The organism is Streptomyces sp. NBC_00704 (assembly GCF_036226605.1).
In the GTDB taxonomy this organism is placed as follows: Bacteria; Actinomycetota; Actinomycetes; order Streptomycetales; family Streptomycetaceae; genus Streptomyces.
In genome coordinates, this window is sequence record NZ_CP109000.1 from 7,436,259 (window position 1) to 7,462,590 (window position 26,332).

A 26,332-nucleotide genomic window follows, 5' to 3' on the forward strand; every position below is an offset into this window, starting at 1 on the left:
GTAATGTGCCGGGCATGACTACCTCCGCCCTCGGACCGCTCGCCGGCCGACGCTGTCACCACCCGCTCAACTCCCTGCACGCGACGCACTACTTCGCGCCCGAACTGGGTCGGGAACTGGGCGCGCTGGGCATCACCCATCCGCGGGCCGTCAACTTCGCCGCACGAGCGGCCGCGCTCGGCCCGGTCGGGGCGGGCGCCGTGACCGCGGCCTTCTACAACTACAAGCACGACCTCGTGGCCCGGCACGTGCCCGCCGTGTGGTCGGTCGCCGGCCCCGCCGACGTGCTCGCCGCCCGTCTGCGCGCCGTCGACGCGACGCTGCGCCGCCTGCTGGGGGAGGAGGCCGTGGCGTCCGCGGAGATGGCGGAGGCGGCCGGGCTGGCGCTGCGCGCCGCCGAGGCGTGCGGACGCGGCGCCCGGCCCCTGTACTCGGCCCACGCCGACCTGCCCGTCCCCGGTGAGCCGCACCTCGCGTACTGGCACGCGGCGACCCTGCTGCGCGAGCACCGGGGCGACGGCCACCTGGCCGTGCTGATGTCCGCGGGGCTCGACGGGCTGGAGGCGACGGTGACGCACACCTCCACCGGCCGGGGCATGACGCCGAAGTGGGTGCGGGCCACCCGCGGCTGGAGCGAGGACGAGTGGAACGCGGCGGCCGGCCGCCTGCGCGAGCGCGGACTGCTGGACGAGGAGGGCGAGCTGACCGAGCGGGGCGTCGCGCTCCGCGAGGACGTCGAGCGGGAGACGGACCGCGTCGACCTGGCGCCGTACGAGCACCTGGGCGCGCAGGGCGTGGCCCGCCTGACGGACCTCGCCTCGGCGTTCGCCCGCGCCGCCGCGGCCGCGGGCGCGTTCCCGGCGGACCTCCTCGGCAAGCGCTGACCCGGTCCGGCCGCGCGGCCGGACCGCAGCGAGGCCGCACGGGAGGCCGGGCGGGGAGGCCGCGGCCCTCCCGTCACTCGGGGGCGGGCGCTCCCGGCGGGACCAGCTGCCGGGAGCGCAGGTGCTCCCGCAGGGCCTGCGCGGTGTTGCTGACGTGCAGCAGCGCGGCGGCCTGGCTGAGGGCGCCGTCGCGGGTGGTGAGCGCCGCGTAGATCGCCTCGTGCTCGGCGAGCGTCCGGCCCGCGGCCTCGTCGTCGGTCAGACCACGCCGTATCCGCGCCCGCAGCGTGCGGCCGGAGATGCCCTCCAGGAGGGTCAGCAGGCTCTCGTTGCCCGTCGCGGCGATCACCGCGCGGTGGAACGCGGCGTCGTGCGCGTTGAGCAGTTCGACGTCGTCGCGGGCCTCGCGCATGGCGTCCAGGTGGCTCTTGACCTCGGCCAGTTGGTCGTCGGAGATGCGGGCCGCGGCCAACGCGGTGGCGGCCGGTTCGAGGAGCCGGCGTACCTCCATGAGGTCCTGGAGCGCCGCGGAGTCGCCCTGCAGCAACTCGACCGCCCCGCCCAGGCCCGCCAGGAGCAGGCTGGGCTGAAGGCTGGTGACGTAGGTGCCGTCGCCCCGCCGCACCTCCAGGACCCGCGCCACGGCCAGGGCCTTGACCGCCTCGCGGGCGAGGTTGCGGGACAGGCCCAGCTGGGCGGCCAGATCCGCCTCGGGCGGCAGTTTCGACCCCGGTGGCAGGGCGCCGGTGCGGATCAGCTCACGAATGCGTTCGATGGCCTTGTCCGTCAGCGACACCGCGTACTCCTCACCCGCTCCCGCCGGAACCTTCGGGAGCGGCCTCGATGATACGGGGGCGCGGCGGCGGCAGACCCGGCCGCTCAGCCGGGATTGCCCTCGCCCTCGGTGGTGACCTCGAAGGCGTTGAGGTAGGTGCAGACCAGCTGGTAGAAGCCGACCGTGAGGACCAGGTCGGAGAGCTGCTCGACGGTGAGGAAGGACAGCGCCAGCGTCCGGTCGGCGTCGGTGAGGCCGTGCCGCTCCAGGAGCCGGTCGGTCAGCGCGAGGACCGCCGCCTGCTCCGCCGGCAGCCCCTGCGGCGAACCGGTCCCGGCGGCGGCGGCGACCGCGGCCTCGTCGAGACCGAGGCCGCGCCCGATCCGCTCGTGGTGGTGGACCTCGTACGGCGCCCCGTAGACGTGTCCGACGCGCAGGACGGCCAGTTCGCGCAGGGGGTGCGGGAGCGCGCCGCGGGCGATCGCGTCGCCCAGCCGCACCAGGTCGGGAGCCAGCGCCGGCGAGTGGAACACCATGCGGTACACGTTGAGGGCGGACCGCTCCTCGGCGATCTCCCGTGCCCTGGGGGGAAGCGCGCTCAGGTCGGGGTAGTCCATGGTCGTGGGTCTCCTCCTCGATGCGGGGCCGCCGGCCCACCCGCCGCCGCACGGTCCGGCGACGCGGGCGGGCGACCGCCGACGGGCACACCAGGACGGCCGCGACGCCTGGCACGCGCCGCGGACCTCATGATGACAGCGGCGCCGCCCTCACCGCGGCTCCCCGGCCGCACGCCGGTCGCCGAGGGCGCCGAAGGCCTCCAGGATGCGTTCGGCGGCCAGCGTCGCCGTCAGCTCCCCGTCCCTGACCCGCTGTTCGAGGACCGGTGCGAGGGCCCGCACCGAAGGGTCGGCGTGCAGCCGGCCGAGGAGTTCGTCGCGCACCATGCTCCAGGTCCAGTCGACCTGCTGCTCGCGCCGTTTGGCGGCCAGCCGGCCGGTGGAGTCCAGCAGCGTGCGGTGCTGCTCCAGGCGTTCCCACACGGTGTCCAGGCCCGCGGACTCCCGGGCGCTGCAACTCAGCACGGGCGGCGACCACACGGCGTCCCTGCCGTGCATCAGACGCAGCGCGCCCGCCAACTCCCGTGCGGCGGCGCGCGCGTCACGCTCGTGCGGGCCGTCCGCCTTGTTGACGGCGATCACGTCGGCCAGTTCCAGGACGCCCTTCTTGATGCCCTGCAACTGGTCGCCGGTGCGGGCGAGGGTCAGCAGCAGGAAGGAGTCCACCATGTCCGCCACCGCCGTCTCGGACTGCCCGACCCCGACCGTCTCGACGAGGACGACGTCGAAACCGGCCGCCTCCATCACCACGATCGACTCGCGTGTCGCCTTGGCGACCCCGCCGAGGGTGCCCGCGGTGGGGGAGGGGCGTACGAACGCGGCCGGGTCGACGGCCAGACGCTCCATCCGGGTCTTGTCGCCCAGGATCGAACCGCCCGTGCGGCTCGACGACGGATCCACCGCGAGCACCGCCACCCGGTGCCCGAGCGACGTCAGCAGGGTGCCGAACGCGTCGATGAACGTCGACTTGCCGACGCCCGGCACCCCGCTGACGCCGATCCTGCGGGCCCGGCCGCTGTGCGGGAGCAGCCCGGTCAGCAACTCCTGCGCCAGCGCCCGGTGCTGGGGCCGGGTGGACTCGACGAGGGTGATGGCGCGCGCGACGATCGCGCGCTTCCCGTCGAGCACACCCTTCACATACGTGTCGAGGTCGATGGCCATGGGCGTCAGAGGCCGTGTCCGAGGTCGTCCGACAGACGCTCCACCAGGTCGTACGCCGCGTCCGGGATGACCGTGCCGGGCGGGAAGACGGCCGCGGCGCCCATCTCCAGGAGCGTGGGCACGTCCTGCGGCGGGATGACGCCGCCGACGACGATCATGATGTCCTCGCGTCCCTCCTCGGCCAGTTGCTCGCGCAGCGCCGGCACGAGCGTGAGGTGTCCGGCGGCCAGCGACGACACCCCGACGATGTGCACGTCGGCCTCGACGGCCTGCCGGGCCACCTCGCCCGGCGTCTGGAACAGCGGGCCGACGTCCACGTCGAAGCCGAGGTCGGCGAAGGCGGTCGCGATCACCTTCTGGCCGCGGTCGTGCCCGTCCTGGCCCATCTTGGCGACCAGGATGCGCGGGCGGCGCCCCTCGGCCTCCTCGAAGGCGGACACGAGGTCACGGGTGCGGTCCACGGACGGGGACTCGCCTGCTTCGTTGCGGTACACGCCGGAGATCGTACGGATCTGGCTCGCGTGACGCCCGTACACCTTCTCCAGGGCGTCCGAGATCTCCCCGACGGTGGCCATGGCGCGGGCCGCGTTCACGGCCAGCTCCAGCAGGTTGCCCTCGCCGCCGGCGGCCCGGGTCAGCGCGTCGAGCGCGTCCCGGCACGCGGCGTCGTCCCGCTCCGCGCGCAGCCGCCGCAGCTTCTCGATCTGCTGCGTGCGCACCGAGGAGTTGTCGACCTTGAGGACGTCGATCTCCTCGTCGGTCTCCACCCGGTACTTGTTGACGCCGATCACCGGCTGACGGCCCGAGTCGATGCGGGCCTGGGTGCGGGCGGCGGCCTCCTCGATACGCAGCTTCGGAATGCCCGCGTCGATGGCCTTCGCCATGCCGCCCGCCTGCTCGACCTCCTGGATGTGCTGCCAGGCACGGCGGGCCAGGTCGTACGTCAGCTTCTCCACGTACGCGCTGCCGCCCCAGGGGTCGATGGTCCGGGTGGTGCCGGACTCCTGCTGGATGAGCAGCTGGGTGTTGCGGGCGATGCGCGCCGAGAAGTCCGTCGGCAGCGCCAGCGCCTCGTCGAGGGCGTTGGTGTGCAGCGACTGGGTGTGGCCCTGCGTCGCCGCCATCGCCTCGACACACGTGCGCGTGACGTTGTTGAAGACGTCCTGCGCGGTCAGGGACCAGCCGGAGGTCTGCGAATGGGTGCGCAGCGACAGCGACTTGGCGTTCTGCGGATCGAACTGCCGCACCAGCTTCGCCCACAGCAGGCGCGCCGCCCGCAGCTTGGCGATCTCCATGAAGAAGTTCATGCCGATCGCCCAGAAGAAGGACAGCCGGGGGGCGAACGCGTCGACGTCCAGGCCCGCTTCACGGCCCGCGCGGATGTACTCCACGCCGTCGGCGAGGGTGTACGCCAGCTCCAGGTCGGCCGTCGCGCCCGCCTCCTGGATGTGGTAGCCGGAGATGGAGATGGAGTTGTACCGCGGCATCCGCTGCGAGGTGTAGGCGAAGATGTCGGAGATGATCCGCATCGACGGCTTCGGCGGATAGATGTAGGTGTTGCGGACCATGAACTCCTTGAGGATGTCGTTCTGGATGGTCCCGGCCAGCTTCTCGGGCGGCACGCCCTGTTCCTCCGCCGCCACGATGTACAGCGCCAGCACCGGCAGCACGGCGCCGTTCATCGTCATCGACACGCTCATCTTGTCCAACGGGATGCCGTCGAACAGCTGCCGCATGTCGTAGATCGAGTCGATGGCCACGCCCGCCATGCCGACGTCACCGGTCACGCGCGGGTGGTCGCTGTCGTAGCCGCGGTGCGTGGGCAGGTCGAAGGCGACCGACAGCCCCTTCTGGCCGGCCGCGAGGTTGCGCCGGTAGAAGGCGTTGGACTCCTCGGCAGTGGAGAAGCCCGCGTACTGGCGGATCGTCCAGGGCTGGTTGACGTACATCGTCGGGTACGGCCCGCGCAGGTACGGCGCGACGCCCGGATAGGTGCCCAGGAAATCCAGGCCCTCCAGGTCCTGGCCCGTGTACAGCGGCTTGACGCGGATGCCCTCCGGGGTCTCCCACAGCAGGTCGTCCCCACCGGCCGCCTTCTTCACGGCCGTACGCCACTCGTCGGCGCCGCCCCCGGCGGCCGGGGCCCCCAGCTCGATCCCGGAGAAGTCGGGGATACCCATCAGGACACAACTCCCATGCGGTCGAGGGTGGCGGACAGCACCGCGACGGCGTCACAGCCCGCGAACACGTACGCGTCGACGCCGGCGTACGACGCCGGACGCCCGGCGAGGAACACGTGCGCGGCGCCGGCGGCCCGCAGCCGCGCGGCCTCGGCCTCGGCCTGCTCCTCGTACAGCGCGTCACTGGAGCACAGGCACACCTCGGTGGCGCCGCTGTCCTCGAACGCGCCCCCGACGACGGGCTCGACGCCGCCCGCCTGGAACAGGTTGGCGGCGAACGTCAGCCGCGCGGTGTGCGCGGCGGCCGGTCCGAGCGCCGCCAGGTGGATCCGCGGCCGTGCGCCGGTCGCCGCGAGATGGGCGTCGGAGCGCGCCCGCAGCGCCTCGAAGGCCTCGTCACGACGCACCCTCGGCAGACCGCCGGAGCGCGGCTCGGGCCCCCTCTCGCGCACCACCGGCTTCTCGGCGAGGAACGGGAACTCGCTCACGCCGGTGACGGGCTCGCGCCGCTCGGCGATCCCCGCGCCGCGCGCCTGCCAGGTGTCGGCCAGGGCCCGCGGCAGACTCCCCGAGCGCAGCACGGCGGCCTGACCGCCGTCGCGCTCGATCCCCTGGAAGAACTCCCAGCCCGCACGGGCCAGTTCGTCCGTCAGCCGCTCCACGTACCAGGAGCCGCCGGCCGGGTCGATCACCCGGGCCAGGTGCGACTCCTCGATGAGGATCGTGGAGGTGTTGCGGGCGATCCGCCGGGCGAACGCGTCCGGCAGCCCCAGCGCGTCGTCGAAGGGCAGCACCGTGACGGCGTCCGCGCCGCCCGCGCCCGCCGCGAGGGTGGCGACCGTGGTGCGCAGCATGTTCACCCACGGGTCCCGGCGCGACATCATCACCGGAGAGGTCACGGCGTGCTGCAGTTGTGCGTCGGCGCCCGGCGCCCCGCACACCTCGGCGACCCGCGCCCACAGCCGGCGCGCGGCCCGCAGCTTCGCGATCGTCAGGAACTGGTCCGCCGTCGCCGCGTACCGGAACTCCAGCTGTCGGCAGGCCTGGCCGACGCTCAGCCCGGCCGCGGTCAGCTCCCGCAGGTACGCCACACCGGTCGCCAGCGAGGCGCCCAGCTCCTGCGCCGCCGAGCCGCCCGCCTCGTGGTAGGGCAGCGCGTCCACCGTCAGCGCCCGAAGCCCCGGATACTCCTCGGCGCACCGCCGGGCGAGCCCGGCCGCCGGGCCGAAGTCGGCCGCCCGGCCCGTGCGGGCCTCGTGACCGAGGGGATCCGCGCCCAGGTTGCCGCGCACCGCGTCCGCGGCGACGCCCCGCTCCGCACACAGCCGCAGGAACTCCCGTGCGGCGGGCTCGACTTCGGCGCCGGCGTCGAGCACGACGGGGGCCAGGTCGAGAAGGACGCCGTCGAGGACCTGCGCGAGCGAGGTCACGGGAACGCCGCCCTCGCCCACGACCAGCCACAGGGAGGTGACGCCGTTCTCCAGGTCCGCGAGCACCGCGCCGCCGTCGGCGGCGGCGTGCCGCTGCCGCACGTCCCACCCCCCGGCGGTGTTGCCCTCCGGCCTGCCGCCCCGCACATACGGAGCGAACCCGGGGTAGCCCGGCTCGGGTGCGCGATCGTGCGCGGTGTAGAGGGGACGGGTGCGCAGCCCGTCCTCCAGCGCGGTGGACAGGGCTTCCTCGGCGTGAGCTTCCCCGACGTCCTTGCCCGACTTGCGCAGCACGCCCGCGATGAGGCGCTGCCACTGCTCGTGGGTGGCGTCAGGGAACTCGCCGGCCAGCTCAAGCCCGTCGTCAGGCAGGACCGTCATGCTCGGATGCTAGGCCAGACACGGAGAGGAACTGCAGAGGGCATGGCTGTGACCTTTCCCTCCCGGGCATTGTGACCTGGCACTCGCCGCGCCGTCCCGCCCCGCGCACGCGCCCGGCGTAGTACTCATGGGGGAGTCCCGTACGCCTGGAGCGTCCCACGCTTCCGTCACCCCTTGGAGCCTCGATGACCGTTCGTCGTGTCGTGCCCGTCCTCCGCTCGGAGTCGGTCGAGGAGAGCCGTGAGTTCTACGGGCTGCTGGGCTTCGAGGAGGTCATGAACCACGGCTGGATCACGACGCTCGCCGCGCCCTCCGCGCCGCAGGCGCAGATCAGCTTCATGACGGCCGACCTGACCGCGCCCGTCACACCGGACCTGAGCGTGGAGGTGGACGACGTGGACGCCGCCTACGCGCTCGTGCGCGCCGGCGGCGCGGAGATCGTGCACCCGTTGCAGGACGAGGAGTGGGGCGTCCGGCGCTTCTTCGTCCGCGACCCGGCCGGCCGGGTGGTCAACGTCCTCAGCCACCGCTGATCCGGCCCGGCCGGCACCACGGGTTCGGAGGTACCGTGGGCCGGTGCCCGTGCTGACGCGGCTGAACGCCGACCACGCTCCCGCGGTGCTGGCCTTCGAGCTGGCGAACCGCGACTACTTCGCCGCCGCGGTCGGCGACCGCGGCGACGAGTTCTTCGCCCGGTACGCCGACCGTCACCGCGCGCTGCTGGCCGAGCAGGCGGCCGGCGTCTGCGTGTTCTACGTCCTGGTGGCCGAGGACGGCTCGGTCCTGGGCCGGTTCAACCTGTACGACCTCGAGGACGGCGTCGCCGCACTGGGGTACCGGGTCGCGCGCGGCGTCGCCGGCCGGGGCGTGGCGACGGCGGCCGTGGAGGAGCTGTGCCGGCTGGCGGCGGCACGGCACGGACTGCGCGCCCTGCGGGCGGCCGCGGCGAACGACAACGCCGCTTCCCGGAAAGTGCTGGTCAAGGCCAGGTTCGTCCCGACCGGTCCGGCCGGCCCGGCGGACGTGGGCGGCAAGCCGGGCACCTGGTACCGGCGCGATCTGGCGCCACGGACGCCGGGTCAGTGGCCGAGCCGGTAGTCGAACCAGATCCGGTGGGTGCCGTCCGCGTCGACGGCGATGCCGCCGGCGCCGGTGATCCCGGTCAGTTCGCCGGTCCCGCTGCCCGGCACGACGGCGAAGTACTCGTTCTCCCGGCTGTCACCCAGGGTGGACGCGGCGTGCGCGAAGTTGAAGGAGCCCGCCCGGCCGTGCAGGGTCCCCTCGAAGGACTCCATGGCGACGTACGTGCCCGTGGCGGTGGACGGGTCGTAGGCGGCCGTGAACAAGGTGGCCGAACGGCCCGCGATCTCGCCCTCGAACGACTTGGTCATGGTGGCCACCCCGACCGGCGCGGCGGTCTCGACCGCGGGGCCCGGCACCGGGGCCGGCGTGAAGTCGGCGACTGTGAACGTTCCTGAAGCTCGCATGCCCGGATCGTAGGGGGTGCCGCTGACAGTCACGCCGGGCCGCGGCACGAGTCATGCGCCGGCGGGGGCAGGGGCGGCCTCGTCTCCGGCGGTCTGCGCGGGCGCCGTCGCCTCCGGCGCTTCGACGGCGGTGTAGAACACGGAGGAGCCCTGCTTGGTGCGCTGCGCCTGGGTCTTCGCGACGAGGCCCTCCAGGGTGGTGCGCACGACGGTGGTCCTGACGGTGCGCTGCGGATGCGCGTCGCCGAGGGCGGTGGCGATCTCGGCGGCCGAACGCGGTTCGCGCTGCTGGGCGAGATGGGCGCGCACCAGGTCGACCAGCGTCGGCTGCGGCGACTTCGCCGCCTCCTCGCGCCCGGTGTCCTTCTTGGCCGTGCTCCTCTTGGCCGTGCTCTTCTTCGCCGTGGCCGTCTTGACCGCGGCCTTCTTCGCCGGGGCGGTCTCCACCGCCGCCGTCTTCGGTGCGTCCGTGTCCACCGCGGCCGCCTTGGCGGTGTCCGTTCCGGCGGCGGCCCGCTTGCGGGTGGCGGGCTTCTCCGGCGAACGGGCGGACCGCGAGGCGGTCTTCTTCGACTGCGGCCGCTTACGGGCGCCCGAGGCGACGGCCGACCTGCCGCGGGGCGCGGGTACCGAAGGGCTTTCGGCGGACTCGCCCGCTTCGGCCGGCGCCGGCGCCGCGCCGATGGCCTGCCGGATGCTGAGCAGTACGCCGTGGTCCCGTTCGAGGGCCGCCAACTGCTCCTGAAGGGCGGTGATCTCCGCGCCGACCCGGTCCCGTTCCTTGGCGTTGCGCTCGAGGTCGGCGGTCACCTGAGCGGTGTACTGCGAGGTGAGTTCGTTGGCGGAGGCGTTCTCGGACATGAAGCACACGACCTTTCCTCGGCGGGAGGCAGCGGACGAACTGCCCTGCCCGGTCGCCGGCCCGGCGGCACGTCGACCCGGCGGACCGGGGTCCACCCGGCCGGGCGGCGACACATGACCGGCTGCGGCACTGCTGGAGAGATAGTACGGACAACCGGAGTGAATGGTCCTCGGGTGTGCCGCGGTGACAACCCGTTCGAGGGCCGCGTCCTCTCAGGACGGCCGGCCCAGCGACCAGCCTGCTACGTCCGCGAGCCGGCCGCGCCACAGGGGCATGACGACGGGATGCCTCGCCGCGGAGACGGCGGTCGCGTCGCGCAGGTGGATCCACTGGGGAAGCCGTTGCGGACCGGAGTGCCCCTGGCGGTCGGCGACGGCCCGGTCCACCTCCTCGGGGAAGTGCTTCAGGAGCCGTGCGCCGGGTCCGTCGAAGGTGCGCAGGCTGTGCGCCCACTCCGCGGTCCAGGCCTCGTGCGAGATCAGCTCGCCGTGGAGGAAGCCGCCGCCCACGGTGAGCGTGACGGGCAGGGCGGCCTCCGGGTCCTGCCCGATCAGGCGCACCAGCATCTGGAGTTGGACGTCCGGCGTGGGTTCGGTGACGACCGGGGCGGCCGGCTGGTGCAGGGGATCGTGCTCAGTGGTCATGACCGGCTGTCCTTGGGCGTCGGGGGCGGGACGGATGTCTCCTTCCCCCTGCGCCCCGCAGGCATGTCCCGCTCGCGCGGGCGGGGCCGGTCACAGCCGCAGGACGATCAGGGCGGTGTCGTCCGTGGTGCCGCTGGCGGGCAGCAGGTCGCCCAGAAGCGCGTCCGCCAGCGTCTCGGGAGCGCGGTGGCGGTGGTGGGCGAGGGATTCGGCGAGGCGGGCCAGACCCCTGTCGATGTCCTCGCCACGGCGCTCGATGAGGCCGTCGGTGTACAGGACCAGGGTGCTGCCCTCGACGAAGGCGAGCCGGGCCTGCGGCCGGGGCAGGTGCTCGGGACGGGCGGCCAGCGGGGGATCGGTCGCCCGGTCGAGGAACGTGACCGCGCCGTCGGGGCGCACCAGGGCGGGCGGCGGATGGCCCGCGCAGCTGTACGTGATGGTGCGGCTCTCGCGGTCGATGAACGTCGTCACGACGGTCGTCGCCTCGGCGCCCTCGACGAAGCGCGCGTACAGGCCGACGGCTTCCAGGGCCCGGGCCGGGCCGTCGGCCACGCGGCAGGCGGCGCTCAGGGCGCTGCGCAGCTGACCCATGACGCAGGCGGCCGCGAGACCGTGGCCCACGACGTCGCCGACGGCGACCGCCAGGTTGTCGTCGGGCAGGTCGACCAGGTCGTACCAGTCGCCGCAGACGTTGAGCGCGCCGACGGCGGGTCTGTAGCGGACGGCCGCCTCGTGCGGCCCGGTCGGACCGGGCGCGGGCAGCATCGCCGCCTGAAGCGCCAGGGCGACCTCCCGCTCACGGGCGTGCGCCCGGCGCAGGCGCTCGTTGACCTCCTGCAGTTCACGGGCCCGGGTGTACAGCTCGGCCTCCAGCACCCGGCCCCGGTCGCCGCGGTCGCGGCCGCCGCGGGCGTGGATGAGCTCGGTGACCTCCTCCACCCGGTGCACCACGAGCACCACCTGCCCGTCCGCGTCGTGGACGGGCGCGTTCACCGGGCTCCAGTAGTGCTCCTGCCATACGCCGGGCCGCAGGGGGTCCTCGATGTCGTAGCGCAGCAGTGCCATGGTGTCGCGCTCGCCGGTGTCGACCACGCGCAGCATCGACTCCCGGGTCTCCCGCATGCCGGCCGCCGCCGGGTCGTTCGGGTTCTCGGGGAAGACGTCGAAGATGTAGCGGCCCAGCAGCTGCTCGCGGGTGCGCCCGGCCAGCCGCAGGAAGTCGTCGTTGGCGTCGGCGTACACCAGGTCCGGCGTCAGCAGCGCCACCATGCCGGGCAGGGCGTGGAAGACCGCCGCGTAGTCGATCTGCGGTTCCGTCATGTCCTGCCCGCCTGCCTGGGTACCGAGCGACACTGTGCCTTTCCACCATAGAAGGGTGGAAGTCGTCCTACCCGGATATGACGTGCTCGCGTCCCCGGAGCGCGCCGCCGGGGCGGCCCGCCGGGGGAGGGGGGAAGCGGGCACGCGCCCGGGGGCCCGCGTCAGGCGCCGGTGCGGGGCAGGCGTACGACCTGGACGAAGAAGTCGTCGATCTGGCGGACGGCGGCGATGAACTGGTCGAGGTCGACGGGCTTGGTGACGTAGGCGTTGGCGTGCAGGCGGTAGCTGCGCAGGATGTCCTCCTCGGCCGCCGAGGTGGTGAGGACGACGACGGGGATGTGCGAGAGGTCCGGGTCGGACTTGATCTTCTCCAGCACCTGGCGGCCGTCGTACTTGGGCAGGTTGAGGTCGAGGAGGATGAGGTCGGGCCGGGGCGCGTCCGTGTGGCCGGCGCGGCGGTAGAGGAAGTCGAGCGCCTCCTCGCCGTCGCGCACCACGTGCAGGGTGTTGCCGATCTTGTTGTCCTCGAACGCCTCGCGGGTCATCAGCTCGTCGCCGGGGTCGTCCTCGACGAGGAGGACGTCGACGGGGGTGGCGGAGGGGAGGGTCATGTCAGGCCTTCTTCTCGGTGTGCGCGCCGGTGGCGGCGTCGGTGGCGGGCGCGGCCGTGGCGGGTGCGGCCGTCGGGGCGGTGGAGACGGGGAGGGTGAAGCAGAAGCGGGTGCCCTCGGTGTGGCCGGTGTCGAGCCAGATCCTGCCGCCGTGGTACTCGACGATCTTCTTGCACAGGGCCAGGCCGATGCCGGTGCCTCCGTAGGCGTCCCGGCTGTGCAGCCGCTGGAAGATGACGAAGACCTTCTCCGCGAACTGGGCCGGGACGCCGATGCCGTTGTCGGTGACGGACAGCCGCCAGGTGTCCGGGGCCTCCGGGTCCGGCCCGCTGGTGACGCGCACCTCGGGCGTGCGGTCCGGGTGACGGAACTTGAGCGCGTTGCCGACGAGGTTCTGCCACAGCATGGTGAACAGCGTCGGGTCGCCGACGACCTCGGGCAGGTGCTCCGGCCGGTCGACGCGGGCGCCGGACTCCTCGACGGCCGTCGTGAGGTTCGTCAGCGCCTTGTCGAGGGTCTGGCCGAGGGCGACCGGCAACTGGGCGTCGTTGACGCGCCCGACCCGGGAGAAGGTGAGCAGGTCGTTGATGAGGACCTGCATGCGTTTGGCGCCGTCGACGGCGAAGTCGACGTACTGAAGCCCCCGCTCGTCGAGCTTGTCGCCGTACCGCTTCTCCAGGAGCTGGCAGAAGGAGGCGACCTTGCGCAGCGGTTCCTGGAGGTCGTGCGAGGCGACATAGGCGAACTGCTCCAACTCCGCGTTGGAGCGCCGCAGTTCGACGGCCTGCGCGTCCAGGTCGGCGGCCTGGCGGGTGAGCGCGTCCCGCTGCCCGCGGGAGGCTTCCAGCTCGGCCACGATCTGCTGGCGCATGCCCTCCACGTCCGCGGCCACCGCGGCCAGGTCGGCCGGCCCGTCCGCGCTGATGACATGGTCGAAGTCGCCGTCGGCCACCTGCCGGGACGCCCGGCGCAGCGCCTCCAGCGGCCGGGTCACGAGGATGCGGACGAGTACGGCCAGGGTCAGCCCCGTCAGCAGGAACACGGCCACCATCGCGCCCAGGACCGCGTTGCGCACCTTGCGCTCGTGCGCCAGCCTGGCCCGGCCGTCGCGGACGGCCCGCGCCAGGTCCGCGTTCTGCTTCGTCCACAGCGCGCGCAGGTGGTCGAAGGACTCCTTGCCGCGGTCCGCGGCGGGCTGGTCGACCGGTCGGGGCCGGCCGGGGACGATCGAGGCGGCGAGCGGTTCGGCGTAGTCGCTCCGCCAGTCGGCCGCGCCCTGCTCGACCGCCTCCAGGTCGGCGAGGAGCGCGGGCCGGCCGACGACGAGGGCGCGCAGCCGGGCGGCCGCCCCCGTCTCGTCGTGCTTGCCCCTGATGTACGGCTCCAGGAACTGCCGGTCGGCCGCGCTCGCGTACCCGCGGACCCCGCTCTCCTGGTTGACCAGCGCCGCCTGGAGGCGGTAGGCCTCGGTCTGGGCCGGCTGGACGCGCTGGAGGAGCTGGTCGCTCACCTGCGCCGTCCGGTCCAGCATGTTCGCGCCCACCACCGTGCCGACCACCACGACCAGCATCATCAGCGCCAGGACCAGGTAGAACCAGCTCTGCACGGTGAGCCTGCGCCCCGTCCAGGTCCTCGTCCCCGCCGTCACGTGCGCCGTCCTTCGTTCCGCCACCGTTCGCCCCACTCGTTCAGTTCCAGCTCAGGTGGACCAGCGCCACGTCGTCGTCCAGGCCGCCCTGCGATTCCGCCAGGGCCCCGACCCGCTCGATCAGCCGGTCCACGAACGGCTCCGGCGCCAGTGCCGCGCCCTCCCGGGCCAGGGCCAGCAGTCCGTCCTCGCCGAGCCGCTCGGCTCCGCGGCCCACGTGCCCCTCGAAGAGGCCGTCCGTGAACAGCACCACGCCCGCGCCCGCGGGCACCTCCACCTCCGCCACCGGCCGGCGCGCTCCGCCGGGTACGACGCCCAGCGCCGGACCGCCGGGCGGCTCCACCCACTCGGTCCCGCGGCCGGTGCGCAGCAGCAGTCCGTGGTGGCCCGCCCGCACCAGCCGGGCGCGCTGCTGTCCCGGCGTCGCGGTGAGGCTGACGAGCGTGGCGAAGACGTCGCTGCGGGCGCGCTCCGCCAGCAGGATCTCCTCCAGCCGTTCCACCTGCTCGGCGCCCGTGACGCCGCAGAACACCAGGGTGCGCCAGGCGATGCGCAGTGCGACGCCGAGGGCGGCCTCGTCCGGACCGTGCCCGGAGACGTCGCCGACCAGCGCGTGCAGGGTGCCGTCGGGGCTCTGCACGATGTCGTAGAAGTCGCCGCCGAGCAGCGCCTGCGCCCGTCCGGGCAGATACCGGGCGACGACGTCGACGTCGTCGCCGCGCAGCAGGGGGCGGGGCAGCAGCCCGCGCTCCAGGCGGGCGTTCTCCTGCGCCTGCATCCGGCTGGCCTGCAACGCGACGGCGGCCTGTTCGCCGTGCTTGCGCTGGATGGCGTAGCGCACGGCCCGCCCGAACAGCTCGGGCTCCACCCGCCCCTTGACCAGGTAGTCCTGCGCGCCGCCCGCGACCGCCGCCAGCCCGGTCAGTTCCTCGGCCAGTCCGGTGAGCACCACGATGGCCACCTGGTCGCCGTGCGCCTTGACGCGGGACACGGCCTCCAGGCCCTGGGCGTCAGGCAGGTGCAGGTCGAGCAGCACGCAGTCGGGCGTCTCGGCCGCGAGCGCCTCGACGGCCTCCGCCATCGAGCGCACCCAGCGCAGCCGCATCTTCAGCGCGCTGTCGGCGACCAGCTCCTCCACCAGCAGGGCGTCGCCCGGATCGTCCTCGACCAGGAGGACGGACGGCTCCCACCACTCCCACTCGGCGACGCCGTCCCACCGCGCGTCCGACGGCAGCTCCGCGTCCCCGGCTCGCGACGACATCATGGCCTCGCCCTTCCCACCCATACGCGCCGCATTTCCCCACGATATTGTCGGACGACAACAGTCGAGAGGATACCCGTACGGGTGAGGCCGCCCGCCGCGGGCGCACGGGTCCGTCGCGGCCCGGGGCGACCGCGGCGCCGGGGCGGGCAACCGCCCTGCCCCACAGGGTAGTTCGCGGCGGACGGATCCGTGCCCGGCGGGGCGTCGGCGACCGGATCGGGCCGCGGTCGCGGCTGCCGGTTCGGTCGCGGCCGCGACCTCGCTGCGGCGTGCGGGTCAGGGGCGTCCGCGCGCGACCGCGGCCCGCCGCGCCAGGGAGTCGAGGACGACCGCGACGTACAGCACCCCGCCCGTGACGATGAACTGGATGGGCGACTCGACGCCCAGCAGCGCCATGCCCGAGGCGATCGACTGGATGACCAGCACCCCCAGCAGCGCGGACCAGGGCGAGCCGCGCCCGCCGAACAGGCTCGTGCCGCCGATGACGGCGGCGGCGACCGCGTTGATCAGCAGCATCCCGGAGCCCGGGGCCTGGCTCGCCGAGGTGAGCCGCGAGGCCACGAACAGGCCGCCGACCGCCGCCAGGGTCCCCGACGTCATGAACACCGCGATCCGTACGCGGGTCACGTCGACACCCGCCCGCCGCGCCGCCTCGACGCCGCTGCCGAGCGCCAGGACCCGCCGGCCGTAGGGCGTGCGGCGCAGGAAGAGGTCCGAGGCGACGATCACCGCGAGGAAGAGCAGCAGCGCCAGCGGCACGCCCTCGAACCGCGCGAGGACGACGACGGCGGTGAACGAGGCCACGGCCAGGAGCGCGGTGCGCACCCACACGCGGCTCGCGGGCCCGCACGGCATCCCGGCCGCCGCGCGCCGCCCGCGGTCGCGGAGGGAGACGAGCAGGTACGCGAGCGTGGCCAGCGCGGCGACACCGTATCCGGCGACGGCGGCGTCGAAGTACCGGCTGGTCAGCGTGGCCACCAGCCCGGTCTCACTGAAGTTGACGGACGTCTCCGTCCCCAGCAGGTAGAGCATCACGCCGTTCCAGGCCAGCAGGCCGGCCAGGGTGACGACGAACGCCGGCACGCCGATCTTGGCGAACGAGAACCCGTGGAGGGCCCCGGCGGCCGCGCCGCAGGCCACCGCGACGAGCACGGCGAGCCACTCGGGCATCCCGAGGTTCACGTTCAGCGACGCGAACACCGCGCCCGCGAGGCCGGCGAGCGAGCCCACCGACAGGTCGATCTCGCCGATCAGCAGCACGAAGACGATGCCGACGGCGATGATGCCGGTCCCCACGATGTCCACGCTGAGGACGGAGAGGTTGCGCGGCGACAGGAAGTTGTGGTTGAGGCCCTGGAAGACCGCCCAGGTGACCGCCAGGGCGAGCAGGACGGGAACGGGGCCGAGTTCGCCTTCGAGCAGTCTGCGCCCCGCCGTCCGGGCGTGCTCCCCGATCCGCCCGCCGGGCCCCGGCGGCCCCTCGGCCGATGGCGGACCGGACGGTGCGGTCTCGGCTTGCGGACCGCCGGGCCGTCCGGAGCCGGGCCGTCCGGAGCCGGGCCGGCCGGACACGGCGGACGCCGGGTCGGCGGTGTGCCTGCGGGGGCGCCGCGCCCACCCCGCGCCCCTCACGGCCAGGTCTCTTCCGGATGGGTGCCGCGCTGGGCGACGGAGTTGTCCGCCGCGCCGGTGATGGAGGAGATGATCTGTTCCTGGGAGGTCGTGTTCACGTCGAAGAGACCGTTGTTGCGGCCCAGCCGCAGGACGGCGACCCGGTCGGCGACGGCCTTGATGTCGCCCATGTTGTGGCTGATGAGGAGGACCCCGAGGCCCTGGTCGCGCAGGGCCTCGATGAGGTCGAGGAGCTGGCTGGTCTGCTCGACGCCGAGGGAGGCGGTGGGTTCGTCGAGGAGCAGCAGCCGGGGCTCGCCGAGCAGCGAGCGGGTGATCGCGACGACCTGTCGCTGGCCGCCGGACAGGGAGGCCACCGGAACCCGCACGTCGGGGATGCGGATGGACAGGGTGTGCAGCAGTTCGCGGGTGCGGCGCTCCATCTCCACCTCGTCCAGCACGCCGAACCGGTGGATCTCCCGGCCGAGGAAGAGGTTGCCGACGACGTCCAGGTTGTCGCACATCGCGAGGTCCTGGTAGACGGTGGCGATGCCGAGGACATGGGCGTCCTGGGGGCGTCTGATCTGGGCGGTCCTGCCCTGCCACTCGATGATCCCCCGGTCGGCGGGGCCGACCCCCGAGATCACCTTGACCAGAGTGGACTTGCCCGCGGCGTTGTCGCCCATCAGGGCGACCACCTCGCCGCCGCTGACCTCCAGCTCGACGTCGACCAGCGCCTGGACGGCGGCGAACCGCTTGGACACGCCGCGCAGCCTCAGCAGGGGCGGAGCCGGCACGGGACCACCTCCTTCCTCTCTCCGGGCGTCCCGTTCACGGAGTGAGTCCGGCCCTGGCGCACGCGGACCGCAGGTTCGGGGGGCAGATCTGAGCGATGGTGTACATACCGTCCTTCACCAGAGTGTCCTTGATGTCACCGGCCGTCACCGGGACCGGCGGGAGCAGGACGGCGGGGATGTCCTTGACGGAGGCGTTGTCGACGGTCCCGGTGGCGATGGAGTCCACCGGCTCGCCGCGCCCCAGGGCGACGGCCATCCGCACGGCGGCGTCCGTCGCCGACCTGTAGGGCTTGTAGACGGTCATGTACTGGTCGCCCGCGACGATGCGCCGCACGGCGGCGAGGTCGGCGTCCTGCCCGGTGACCGGGGGCAGCGGTTCGACCTGGGTGGCGTGCAGCGCGGAGATCACGGCGCCGGCGAGACTGTCGTTGGCGGCCAGGACCCCGTCGATGCGGTCCGCGCCCAGGGCGGCGACGGCGGCCCGCATGTCGGCGAAGGCGTTCTCCGGCCGCCAGCCGACGGTGTCGTAGGACTTGCCGATCCGCACCTTGCCCGAGAGGACGGAGAGCGCCCCGCGTTCGAACCAGCCGGCGTTGGGGTCGGTCGTGGCGCCGTTCATCATGACGATCTGGCCGCCGTGGGCCTTCGCGCCCATCGCCCTGAGCAGCGCGGTCCCCTGCAGTTCGCCGACCTTCGCGCCGTCGAAGGTGACGTACCCGGAGATCGGGCCCTGCGCGAGCCGGTCGTAGGCCACGACCGGGATCCCGGCCCGGTGGGCGGCCTCCACCGACGGGCGCAGCAGCTGCGGGTCGACGGCCGCGACGATCAGGACGTCCACCCCTCTGGTGATCATGGATTCGAGCTGCTGCCGCTGCACGGCCGGATCGGGGGTGGCGGCCACGACCGTCGGGCAGTCCGGGCACAGCTGCCTGACCTTCTTCTCGATGAGGGGCTTGTCGAACTGGCCGAAGCGGGAGGCGCCGCCCCCGGGGAGCAGCAGGCCGACGGTGGGACGGTCACCGCCCCCGCCGCCGTCCGAGCCGCCCGTGGTGCACGCCCCGGCCAGGGTCAGGGCGGCGGCGATCGCCACGGCCGTGAGCGCACGGGCGCGGAACCTGCCCTTCACGGCCGGTAGGCCGACACCGAGACCCATCGTCGCTTCCTCAGGAATGGGGAATTGTCCGGTTCTCTCATGAAATGAGTATCCGCTGCCAAGCGTAGCCAAGCCCCCGTTGCGGTTCCGTCCGGGGCGGTGCGCCCGGTGCTTCGCCCCGCTCCCCGTCTCCGGCGGGCGGGGCTTCTCGAGGCCGGCGATCCAGCCGGACGGGGCCGAGAAGGGGCATGGGCGGCGGCGTGCGGATCGTGCGGAGTGCGCCGGCCGCCCCTTCCGGCCGCCCGCCAGGGCTTTCCGGCGCGCTGCCCGTACCGCCTGTTCCCGCAGGTGGCGCGGGCGTTTCGGGCCGCGCCCGGCCGGGCCCGGGAAAGCCCGTGAAGCAGGGTGTTGCACGCCTTGACAAGGGTTCTGGGACGCCCTCAGACTGGCGTTGCGCTTACCGCAATCCGTTTCGCTATACGCACCGAGGTGTCATGATGATTCCCGCGTGCCGACTCGCGGACCTTCCGCGAGGTGAGGCCTTCCGGCTCGACGTCGATCCGCCGGTGTCGGTGTTCCACACCGACGACGGCGAGGTCTTCGCCATCGACGACACCTGCACCCACCAGGACGCCTCGCTCGCCGACGGCTGGCTGGAGGGCTGCGAGGTGGAATGCCCGCTGCATGCCTCCACGTTCGATCTGCGCACCGGCGCGGTCGACTCGCCGCCGGCGAAGCTGCCGGTCCGCACGCACGAGGTCTTCGTCGAGGACGGCATGGTCTACGTCCGGCTCTCCACGGCGGCGCCCAACCTGCCGCCGTGCGTCTCCGCCCGGCTCGCCGGGGGTCCCGCGTGAGAACCGTCGCCGTGGTCGGCGCCTCCCTCGCCGGCCTCTCGGCGGCACGCTCCCTGCGCAAGCAGGGCTACGACGGACGCCTCGTCGTCATCGGGGACGAGACCCACCGCCCCTATGACCGGCCCCCGCTGTCCAAGGAGTTCCTCTCCGGCGCCCTGGGGGAGACGGATCTCGCCCTGGAGACGGAGGACGAGGATCTGGGCGCGCAGTGGATGCTGGGCGCCCGCGCCGTCGGCCTGGACCGCGCGGAGCGCGCCCTCGCGCTCACCGACGGACGACGCGTGCGGGCCGACGGCATCGTCCTCGCCACCGGCGCGGCGGCGCGCACCCTGCCCGGCTCCGAGGGCCTGGCCGGGGTGCACACCCTGCGCACCCTGGACGACGCCCGCGCCCTGCGCGACGAACTGGCGGGCGGCGGACGCCTGGTCGTCATCGGCGGCGGGTTCATCGGCGCAGAGGTCGCCTCCACCGCCCGCGCGCTCGGCCTCGACGTGACGGTCGTCGAAGCGGCTCCGACGCCCCTGGCCGGACCGCTCGGCCGGGCCATGGGCGCCGTGGTCTCCGGTCTGCACACCGACCACGGCGTCCGCCTGTTGTGCGGCGTCGGCGTCAAGGGGCTCAGCGGCGAGCGCCGGGTCGACGCCGTGCTGCTGGAGGACGGCCGCTCGCTCCCGGCCGACCTCGTCGTCGTCGGCGTGGGCGCGTCCCCCTGCGTCGATTGGCTCCAGGGCTCCGGCGTCACGCTCGACAACGGCGTCAAGTGCGGCGCGGACGGGCGGACCAGCCTGGCCGGCGTCGTCGCGGTCGGCGACTGCGCCAACTGGTACGACCCCCGCGCGGGGGCCCACCGCCGCGTCGAGCACTGGACCGGCGCGCGCGAACGCCCCGACGCGGCCGTCGCCACGCTGCTGGCCGGCGGCGCGGTCGAACCCGGCGTGCCCAGGCCGCCCTACTTCTGGTCGGACCAGTACGGCGTGAAGATCCAGTTCGCCGGCCACGCGGCCGAGGCCGACAGCGTCACCGTCGAGGCGGGCGCCGCGGACGACCGCGACGTGCTGGCCGTCTACCGGCGCGCCGGTCACGCCGTCGCCGTGCTCGGCATGAACCAGCCCCGGCTGTTCACCCGCTGGCGCAAGCAGCTCGGCGCTCCCCTGTGAACACCCCGACCGGCCGTCGCGGCGCCGCCGCGCCACGCTGACCCCTCGCGCAGTCCCGCGCCCGCGATGGCGCTCTTCCCGTCCTGCCGCACACCCCCGAGGCGCGCGGCCCCGCCCCTCCCCGACGTTTCCCGAGGAGTGCACCGTGACCTCGACCAGACTGCCGGACAGCCTGATCGCCACCCTTCCCGGCTCCTCCTACACGGACCCCGGAGTCTTCGCCCAGGAGCAGGAGCACATCTTCGAGGCCATGTGGTTCTGCGTGACCCGTGCCTCCGAGCTGGCGAAACCGGGCGCGTTCCGGACCGTCGACGTGGGCCGGGAGAGCGTCCTGGTCACCCGGGCGCGGGACGGTTCGGTCAAGGCCTTCTTCAATGTCTGCCGGCATCGGGGGGCGCGGTTGTGCACGCAGGAGAGCGGGGAGGTCAGGCGGGCGTTCCAGTGTCCGTATCACGCGTGGACGTACGGTCTGGACGGCGGGCTGGTGGCGGCGCCGAATTTGACGTCGATGCCGGACGTGGACCGGAGTGCGTACGGTCTGGCGGCGGTGCATGTGCGGGAGTGGCTGGGTTATGTGTGGGTGTGCCTCGCGCAGGAGCCGCCGTCCTTCGAGGAGGAGGTCATGGGCGCGGTGGTCGAGCGGCTCGGTGACGTGGGGTCGATCGAGCGGTACGGCGTCGAGGGGCTTTCGGTGGGGCGGCGGATCAGGTACGACGTGCGGGCGAACTGGAAGCTGATCATCGAGAACTTCATGGAGTGCTATCACTGTGCGACGATCCATCCCGAACTCACGGAGGTGCTGCCGGAGTTCGCGGACGGGTATGCCGCTCAGTACTACGTGGGGCACGGTGCGCAGTTCGGGGAGGAGGTGCGGGGGTTCACCGTCGACGGCTCGGAGGGGCTGGAGCGCATTCCGGGGGTGTCCGAGGAGCAGGACCGGCGCTATTACGCGATCACCGTGCGGCCGCAGGTCTTCGTCAACCTGGTTCCCGATCATGTGATCTTCCACCGTATGTATCCGGTGGCCGCCGACCGCACGGTCGTCGAGTGTGACTGGCTCTACCTGCCGCATGTCGTGGAGAGCGGCATGGACGTGGGCCGGTCCGTGGAGCTCTTCGACCGGGTCAACCGGCAGGACTTCGACGCCTGCGAGCGCACACAGCCCGGCATGGGTTCACGGCTGTACGCCAAGGGCGGTGTCCTGGTGCCCAGCGAGCACCACATCGGCGCGTTCCACGACTGGGTGAACGAGCGCCTGGGCGGCGGACGGCAGCCGGGGCAGCGGACGGACGGGACGGTCAGCCCAGGTAGCCCATGCGGTGGCTGATCTCCTCCGCGCCCTTCAGCAGGACCGGCGACAGCTCGTGCAGGCGTTCCTCGGTGAGCCGGTAGGAGGGGCCGGAGGCGCTCAGCGCGGCGATGACCCGGCCTTCCCGGTCGCGGACCGGCGCCGCCATGGCGTGCAGGCCGATCTCCAGCTCCTCCAGGGTGAAGGCGTAACCCCGCTCGCGGGCGTCGGCGAGGTTCTTCTCCAGCTTCGCCTTCGCGGTGATGGTGCGCTGGGTGACCTTCTTCAGTCCGGCCTCGGACAGCAGCGCGGCGCGTTCCGGGGCGGGCAGATGCGCCAGCAGGATCTTGCCGCTCGACGTGGCGTGCAGCGGCGTCAGCTCCCCGACCCAGTTGTGCGCGGTGACGGCCCCCGGGCCGCGGACCTCGTACAGGTTGATCGCGTACTGCTCCTGCATGACGGCGATGTTGACGGTCTCGCCGATCTCCTCGGCGAGCCGCTCGCAGACGGGGCGGCCCTGCTGCGTGATGTCGATGCGCCCGGTGACCGCGCCGGCCAGGCGCACGATGCCGAAGCCCAGCCGGTACTTGCCGCGCTCGCCGGCCTGCTCGACCAGGCCGCGGGCCTCCAGGGCGCCGAGCAGCCGGAACGCGGTGGACTTGTGAACGTCGATCTCGCCGGCGACCTCGCTGACGCCCGCCTCGCCCCGCTGGGCCAGGATCTCCAGGACGCTGATGGCGCGGTCCACCGACTGCACTCCGCCGGCCTGCGGATGGGTTGTCTCGGTGTCTGTGCTGTGGTTGCTCACAACGAAACTATACGCGTAGTAAACAACGCGGGTGCAAGTGCCGGGCGGGCCGCCACCCTTTCACAAGTTGCGATGCACGCAACCTGGTGCGCATGACGCTACTGGCGTTAGCATGCGTCGCGTATCTACGGCGCGAGTGAGGCGAGGCTCCATGGCTCCTGTGCAGTACGACTTCGTCATCGTGGGCGGTGGTTCGGCGGGCTGTGCGCTGGCGAACAGGCTGTCGGCGGATCCGGGGAACCGGGTGCTGGTACTGGAGGCGGGCCGGCCGGACTACCCGTGGGACGTGTTCATCCACATGCCGGCCGCGCTGACGTACCCGATCGGGAGCCGGTTCTACGACTGGAAGTACGAGTCGGAGCCCGAGCCGCACATGGGCGGCCGGCGGGTCTACCACGCGCGGGGCAAGGTGCTGGGCGGGTCCAGCAGCATCAACGGCATGATCTTCCAGCGGGGCAACCCCATGGACTACGAACGCTGGGCCGCCGATCCGGGGATGGAGGCCTGGGACTACGCGCACTGCCTGCCGTACTTCAAGCGGATGGAGACCTGCCTCGCGGCCGATCCCGACGACGAGTTCCGCGGCCACGACGGCCCCCTCGTCCTGGAACGCGGCCCGGCGACGAACCCGCTCTTCGGCGCGTTCCTCAAGGCCACCGAGGAAGCCGGCCACGCCCCGACCGACGACGTCAACGGCTACCGGCAGGAGGGCTTCGCCCGCTTCGACCGCAACGTCCACCGCGGACGGCGCCTGTCGGCGTCCAAGGCGTACCTCAAGCCCGCCAGGAAACGCCCCAACCTCACCGTGCGCACCCGCGCCCTGGCCACCCGCGTCCTCTTCGAGGGCAAACGGGCCGTCGGCGTCGAGTACCGGCGCGGCAGGGGCGCCCCGCAGCAGGTGCGCGCACGGGAGGTCGTGCTGTGCGGCGGCGCGATCAACTCCCCGCAGCTGCTCCAGTTGTCCGGCGTCGGCAACGCGGACGAGCTGCGCGCCCTGGGCATCGACGTCGTGCACGACCTGCCGGGTGTGGGGGAGAACCTCCAGGACCACCTGGAGGTCTACATCCAGTACGCCTGCAAGCAGCCGGTGTCGATGCAGCCGTACCTGGCGAAATGGCGCGCCCCCTTCATCGGTCTGCAGTGGCTGCTGCGGAAGGGGCCCGCGGCCACGAACCACTTCGAGGCCGGCGGCTTCTGCCGCAGCAACGAGGAGGTGGCCTATCCGAACCTGATGTTCCACTTCCTGCCGATCGCGGTCCGCTACGACGGCTCGGTACCGGCCGGCGGCCACGGCTACCAGGTGCACGTCGGTCCCATGTACTCCGACGCGGTGGGCTCGGTGAAGATCAGGAGCCGGGACCCGCGGGAACACCCCGCCCTGCGCTTCAACTACCTGTCCACCGAGCAGGACCGCCGGGAGTGGATCGAGGCGGTCCGGGTGGCCCGCACGCTTCTCAACCAGCCCGCGCTGGCGCCCTACAACGGCGGGGAGGTCTCGCCGGGGCCGTCCGTCGCGTCCGACGAGGAGATCCTCGCCTGGGTCGCGAAGGACGGGGAGACGGCGCTGCATCCGTCGTGCACCTGCAAGATGGGCACCGACGACATGTCCGTCGTCGACCCCGCCGACCTGCGCGTGCACGGCGTGGAAGGGCTGCGGGTGGTGGACGCCTCGGTCATGCCGTACGTGACCAACGGCAACATCTACGCGCCGGTCATGATGATCGCGGAGAAGGCCGCCGACCTCATCCTCGGCAAGGAGCCGCTGCCCGCCTCCACCGCCGCGTACTACCGCCACCGCGACGCCCGCAAGCCGGCGGAGTAGGCGTTGGCCGCCGCAGGACTGCGCACGCTGCTCGGCCGCGTCCGCTACGAGGTGCTGCCCGCGAAGGCCACCGAGGACGAGGTCCTCGCCCACGTCCCGCGCGACGTCGTCGTCACCGTGACGGCGTCGCCGGTCAAGGGCCTGGAGCCGACCCTCGACCTCACCGCCCGCCTGGCCGCGCACGGCCGCCGCGTCGTGCCGCACGTCCCCGCGAGGCTGCTGCGCGACGACGTCCACCTCAAGGACGTCGTCGACCGGCTGCGCGAGGCAGACGTGGACGACGTCTTCGTCCCGGCGGGCGACGCCGATCCGCCCGCCGGGTCCTACCACGGCGCCCTGCCGGTGCTGCGACGGCTGGGCGAACTGGGCAGCCCCTTCGCCCGCGTGGGCATCACGGGCTACCCGGAGAGCCACCCCCTCATCCACGACGACCTCACCGTCCAGGCGATGTGGGACAAGCGCGAACACGCCACGTACATCGTGAGCAACCTCTGCTTCGACCCACGCGTGCTGGGAGAGTGGATCGCCCGCATCAGGGCCCGCGACGTGGTCCTGCCCGTCCATCTCGGCGTCGCCGGGCCGGTGCAGCGGGCCAAGCTGCTGGCCATGGCGACGAAGATCGGCGTGGGGGAGTCGGCCCGCTTCCTGACCAGGCACCCCTCCTGGTTCCTGCGCTTCGCCGCGCCCGGCGGCTACTCGCCCGAGCCGCTGCTCACCCGCGCCGGGCCGGCGCTGGCCGCGCCCTCCGCGGGGGTGGCGGGACTGCACCTGTTCACCTTCAACCAGATCGCCGAGACGGAGCGCTGGCGGCGGGCGCTGCTGGACCGGCTGGCCGGCTGAGCGACGGCCGGCGCGGGCGGGCACCCGCCGCGTCCACCGGCACACGCGTGTGCGCCCGCGGCGGCACACACGCGTGTGCGGCCGTGTCGGCGGCCCCTGCGGCGGCCTCAGGCCCCGCCGGCCCGGAGGCCGTCGCGCAACCAGCCCGACCACCTCGTCCTCGGAGCGCCCGAGGGCGTGCACCTGGGACACGAGCGAGCGCACGCGTTCCAGCAGACGGGCGCGGGCCGCGGTGCCCGCGAGAACCGTCGCCCCGCGGCCGCGGCGCAGTCCGATCAGCCCTTCGTCGCGCAGCCGGAGACGAGGGGTCAGGCGCGGTCGATGTGCACGTTCGTCGACTTGACGCGGGCGGTGGCCTCCACCCCCACCTCCAGCCCCAACTCCTCGACGGCCTCCCGTGTCAGCAGCGACACCAGCCGGTGCGGCCCGGCCTGGATCTCCACCTGGGCCGCCACGTCGCCCAGCTTCACGGCCGTCACGATCCCGGGGAAGGCGTTGCGGACCGACGTGTACGACACGTCCTCCCCGGCGCCGCCGCCCGCCGCCAGCTCCACCGAGAAGGCGGCCAGGTCCCTGCCGTCGATGAGGCGACGTCCGCTCTCGTCCCGGTGGGTGGCCACCCGGCCCGCGTCGGCCCACCGCCGTGCGGTGTCGGGACTCACGCCGAGGAGCCGGGCCGCCTGGCCGATCGTGTAGGACTGCATACCCGTCAAGATAGGCGATCGCCGCCGCCGGTCCCTCCCGTGCGGCCCGCCCCGGCGTCCCCCGGCGCGGAGGGCGTTGTCAGTGGTCGCG

25 protein-coding genes are annotated in these 26,332 nt (G+C 73.3%); 8 read left to right on the forward strand and 17 right to left on the reverse strand.

What is annotated here, in order from left to right; all coding sequences use genetic code 11:
* Positions 1-14: 14 nt before the first annotated feature.
* Positions 15-884, forward strand: a complete 870-nt coding sequence (locus OG802_RS32210) for an SCO6745 family protein (RefSeq protein WP_329416257.1) — start codon at positions 15-17, stop codon at positions 882-884.
* A 73-nt stretch (positions 885-957) separates the two neighbouring features.
* Here OG802_RS32210 and OG802_RS32215 read toward each other — a convergent pair whose 3' ends face one another.
* The 5 genes from OG802_RS32215 to OG802_RS32235 all read right to left on the reverse strand — a co-directional run bounded on the left by OG802_RS32215 (position 958) and on the right by OG802_RS32235 (position 7,428).
* Positions 958-1,680, reverse strand: coding sequence for a FadR/GntR family transcriptional regulator (locus OG802_RS32215; RefSeq protein ID WP_329416258.1), 723 nt, complete (start codon positions 1,678-1,680; stop codon positions 958-960).
* An 83-nt stretch (positions 1,681-1,763) separates the two neighbouring features.
* Entirely contained in the window at positions 1,764-2,276 is a 513-nt protein-coding gene (locus tag OG802_RS32220; protein ID WP_329416260.1) for a carboxymuconolactone decarboxylase family protein, read from the reverse strand.
* A gap of 150 nt (positions 2,277-2,426) precedes the next feature.
* Positions 2,427-3,437 (reverse strand): methylmalonyl Co-A mutase-associated GTPase MeaB, encoded by a 1,011-nt coding sequence (gene meaB, locus OG802_RS32225; protein WP_329416262.1) that lies wholly within the window; start codon positions 3,435-3,437, stop codon positions 2,427-2,429.
* 5 nt (positions 3,438-3,442) lie between these two features.
* Positions 3,443-5,617 (reverse strand): methylmalonyl-CoA mutase, encoded by a 2,175-nt coding sequence (gene scpA, locus OG802_RS32230; RefSeq protein ID WP_329416264.1) that lies wholly within the window; start codon positions 5,615-5,617, stop codon positions 3,443-3,445.
* Positions 5,617-7,428: a methylmalonyl-CoA mutase family protein gene (locus OG802_RS32235; protein WP_329416266.1), complete on the reverse strand. Its 1,812-nt coding sequence runs from the start codon at positions 7,426-7,428 to the stop codon at positions 5,617-5,619. Before OG802_RS32235 ends, scpA begins: the two co-directional genes overlap by 1 nt.
* A gap of 185 nt (positions 7,429-7,613) precedes the next feature.
* Between OG802_RS32235 and OG802_RS32240 the strand changes: the two genes are divergently transcribed.
* The gene (locus tag OG802_RS32240; protein WP_329416267.1) at positions 7,614-7,961 is read left to right on the forward strand and encodes a VOC family protein; all 348 of its coding nucleotides are present in this window, start codon (positions 7,614-7,616) and stop codon (positions 7,959-7,961) included.
* Positions 7,962-8,004: 43 nt separating this feature from the next.
* Positions 8,005-8,526, forward strand: coding sequence for a GNAT family N-acetyltransferase (locus OG802_RS32245; protein ID WP_329416270.1), 522 nt, complete (start codon positions 8,005-8,007; stop codon positions 8,524-8,526).
* Here the strand turns inward: OG802_RS32245 and OG802_RS32250 are convergent.
* The 10 genes from OG802_RS32250 to OG802_RS32295 all read right to left on the reverse strand — a co-directional run bounded on the left by OG802_RS32250 (position 8,508) and on the right by OG802_RS32295 (position 18,825).
* Positions 8,508-8,915, reverse strand: coding sequence for a DUF3224 domain-containing protein (locus OG802_RS32250; RefSeq protein WP_329416272.1), 408 nt, complete (start codon positions 8,913-8,915; stop codon positions 8,508-8,510). The two genes, OG802_RS32245 and OG802_RS32250, sit on opposite strands and share 19 nt — an antisense overlap.
* A 51-nt stretch (positions 8,916-8,966) precedes the next feature.
* The gene (locus OG802_RS32255; RefSeq protein WP_329416274.1) at positions 8,967-9,776 is read right to left on the reverse strand and encodes a hypothetical protein; all 810 of its coding nucleotides are present in this window, start codon (positions 9,774-9,776) and stop codon (positions 8,967-8,969) included.
* Between the two features lie 213 nt (positions 9,777-9,989).
* Positions 9,990-10,421, reverse strand: coding sequence for a hypothetical protein (locus tag OG802_RS32260; RefSeq protein WP_329416276.1), 432 nt, complete (start codon positions 10,419-10,421; stop codon positions 9,990-9,992).
* A 90-nt stretch (positions 10,422-10,511) separates the two neighbouring features.
* Positions 10,512-11,741 (reverse strand): PP2C family protein-serine/threonine phosphatase, encoded by a 1,230-nt coding sequence (locus OG802_RS32265; RefSeq protein WP_329416278.1) that lies wholly within the window; start codon positions 11,739-11,741, stop codon positions 10,512-10,514.
* A 161-nt stretch (positions 11,742-11,902) separates the two neighbouring features.
* Entirely contained in the window at positions 11,903-12,352 is a 450-nt protein-coding gene (locus OG802_RS32270) for a response regulator (protein ID WP_329416280.1), read from the reverse strand.
* 1 nt (position 12,353) lies between these two features.
* Positions 12,354-13,925, reverse strand: a complete 1,572-nt coding sequence (locus tag OG802_RS32275) for a sensor histidine kinase (RefSeq protein ID WP_329417572.1) — start codon at positions 13,923-13,925, stop codon at positions 12,354-12,356.
* A 115-nt stretch (positions 13,926-14,040) separates the two neighbouring features.
* Positions 14,041-15,264 (reverse strand): PP2C family protein-serine/threonine phosphatase, encoded by a 1,224-nt coding sequence (locus OG802_RS32280; RefSeq protein WP_329416282.1) that lies wholly within the window; start codon positions 15,262-15,264, stop codon positions 14,041-14,043.
* Between the two features lie 276 nt (positions 15,265-15,540).
* Positions 15,541-16,836, reverse strand: coding sequence for a sugar ABC transporter permease (locus OG802_RS32285; protein ID WP_443055471.1), 1,296 nt, complete (start codon positions 16,834-16,836; stop codon positions 15,541-15,543).
* Positions 16,837-16,892: 56 nt separating this feature from the next.
* Positions 16,893-17,672 carry an ATP-binding cassette domain-containing protein gene (locus tag OG802_RS32290; protein ID WP_329416284.1) on the reverse strand — a complete coding sequence of 260 codons (780 nt, stop codon included), beginning with the start codon at positions 17,670-17,672 and terminating at the stop codon, positions 16,893-16,895.
* Positions 17,673-17,706: 34 nt separating this feature from the next.
* Entirely contained in the window at positions 17,707-18,825 is a 1,119-nt protein-coding gene (locus tag OG802_RS32295; RefSeq protein ID WP_329416287.1) for a sugar ABC transporter substrate-binding protein, read from the reverse strand.
* Positions 18,826-19,259: 434 nt separating this feature from the next.
* On the opposite strand from OG802_RS32295, the gene OG802_RS32300 reads away from it, so the two are divergent.
* From OG802_RS32300 to OG802_RS32310, 3 genes are all read left to right on the forward strand, one after another.
* Positions 19,260-19,622 (forward strand): bifunctional 3-phenylpropionate/cinnamic acid dioxygenase ferredoxin subunit, encoded by a 363-nt coding sequence (locus OG802_RS32300; RefSeq protein ID WP_329416289.1) that lies wholly within the window; start codon positions 19,260-19,262, stop codon positions 19,620-19,622.
* Complete coding sequence (locus tag OG802_RS32305) at positions 19,619-20,779, forward strand: NAD(P)/FAD-dependent oxidoreductase (RefSeq protein ID WP_329416291.1); 1,161 nt, start codon at positions 19,619-19,621, stop codon at positions 20,777-20,779. Before OG802_RS32300 ends, OG802_RS32305 begins: the two co-directional genes overlap by 4 nt.
* Before the next feature lie 145 nt (positions 20,780-20,924).
* Positions 20,925-22,106, forward strand: a complete 1,182-nt coding sequence (locus tag OG802_RS32310; protein ID WP_329416293.1) for an aromatic ring-hydroxylating oxygenase subunit alpha — start codon at positions 20,925-20,927, stop codon at positions 22,104-22,106.
* Here OG802_RS32310 and OG802_RS32315 read toward each other — a convergent pair.
* Positions 22,078-22,824 carry an IclR family transcriptional regulator gene (locus tag OG802_RS32315; RefSeq protein WP_329417577.1) on the reverse strand — a complete coding sequence of 249 codons (747 nt, stop codon included), beginning with the start codon at positions 22,822-22,824 and terminating at the stop codon, positions 22,078-22,080. The two genes, OG802_RS32310 and OG802_RS32315, sit on opposite strands and share 29 nt — an antisense overlap.
* A 202-nt stretch (positions 22,825-23,026) precedes the next feature.
* Here OG802_RS32315 and betA point away from each other — a divergent pair, with 202 nt between their 5' ends.
* A complete protein-coding gene (gene betA / locus OG802_RS32320; RefSeq protein ID WP_329416297.1) occupies positions 23,027-24,697 on the forward strand; it encodes a choline dehydrogenase in 1,671 nt (556 codons plus the stop codon).
* 3 nt (positions 24,698-24,700) lie between these two features.
* The gene (locus OG802_RS32325) at positions 24,701-25,537 is read left to right on the forward strand and encodes a 5,10-methylenetetrahydrofolate reductase (protein WP_329416300.1); all 837 of its coding nucleotides are present in this window, start codon (positions 24,701-24,703) and stop codon (positions 25,535-25,537) included.
* 308 nt (positions 25,538-25,845) lie between these two features.
* Here OG802_RS32325 and OG802_RS32330 read toward each other — a convergent pair whose 3' ends face one another.
* Positions 25,846-26,241 (reverse strand): TOBE domain-containing protein, encoded by a 396-nt coding sequence (locus OG802_RS32330; RefSeq protein ID WP_329416302.1) that lies wholly within the window; start codon positions 26,239-26,241, stop codon positions 25,846-25,848.
* Between the last annotated feature and the right edge of the window lie 91 nt (positions 26,242-26,332).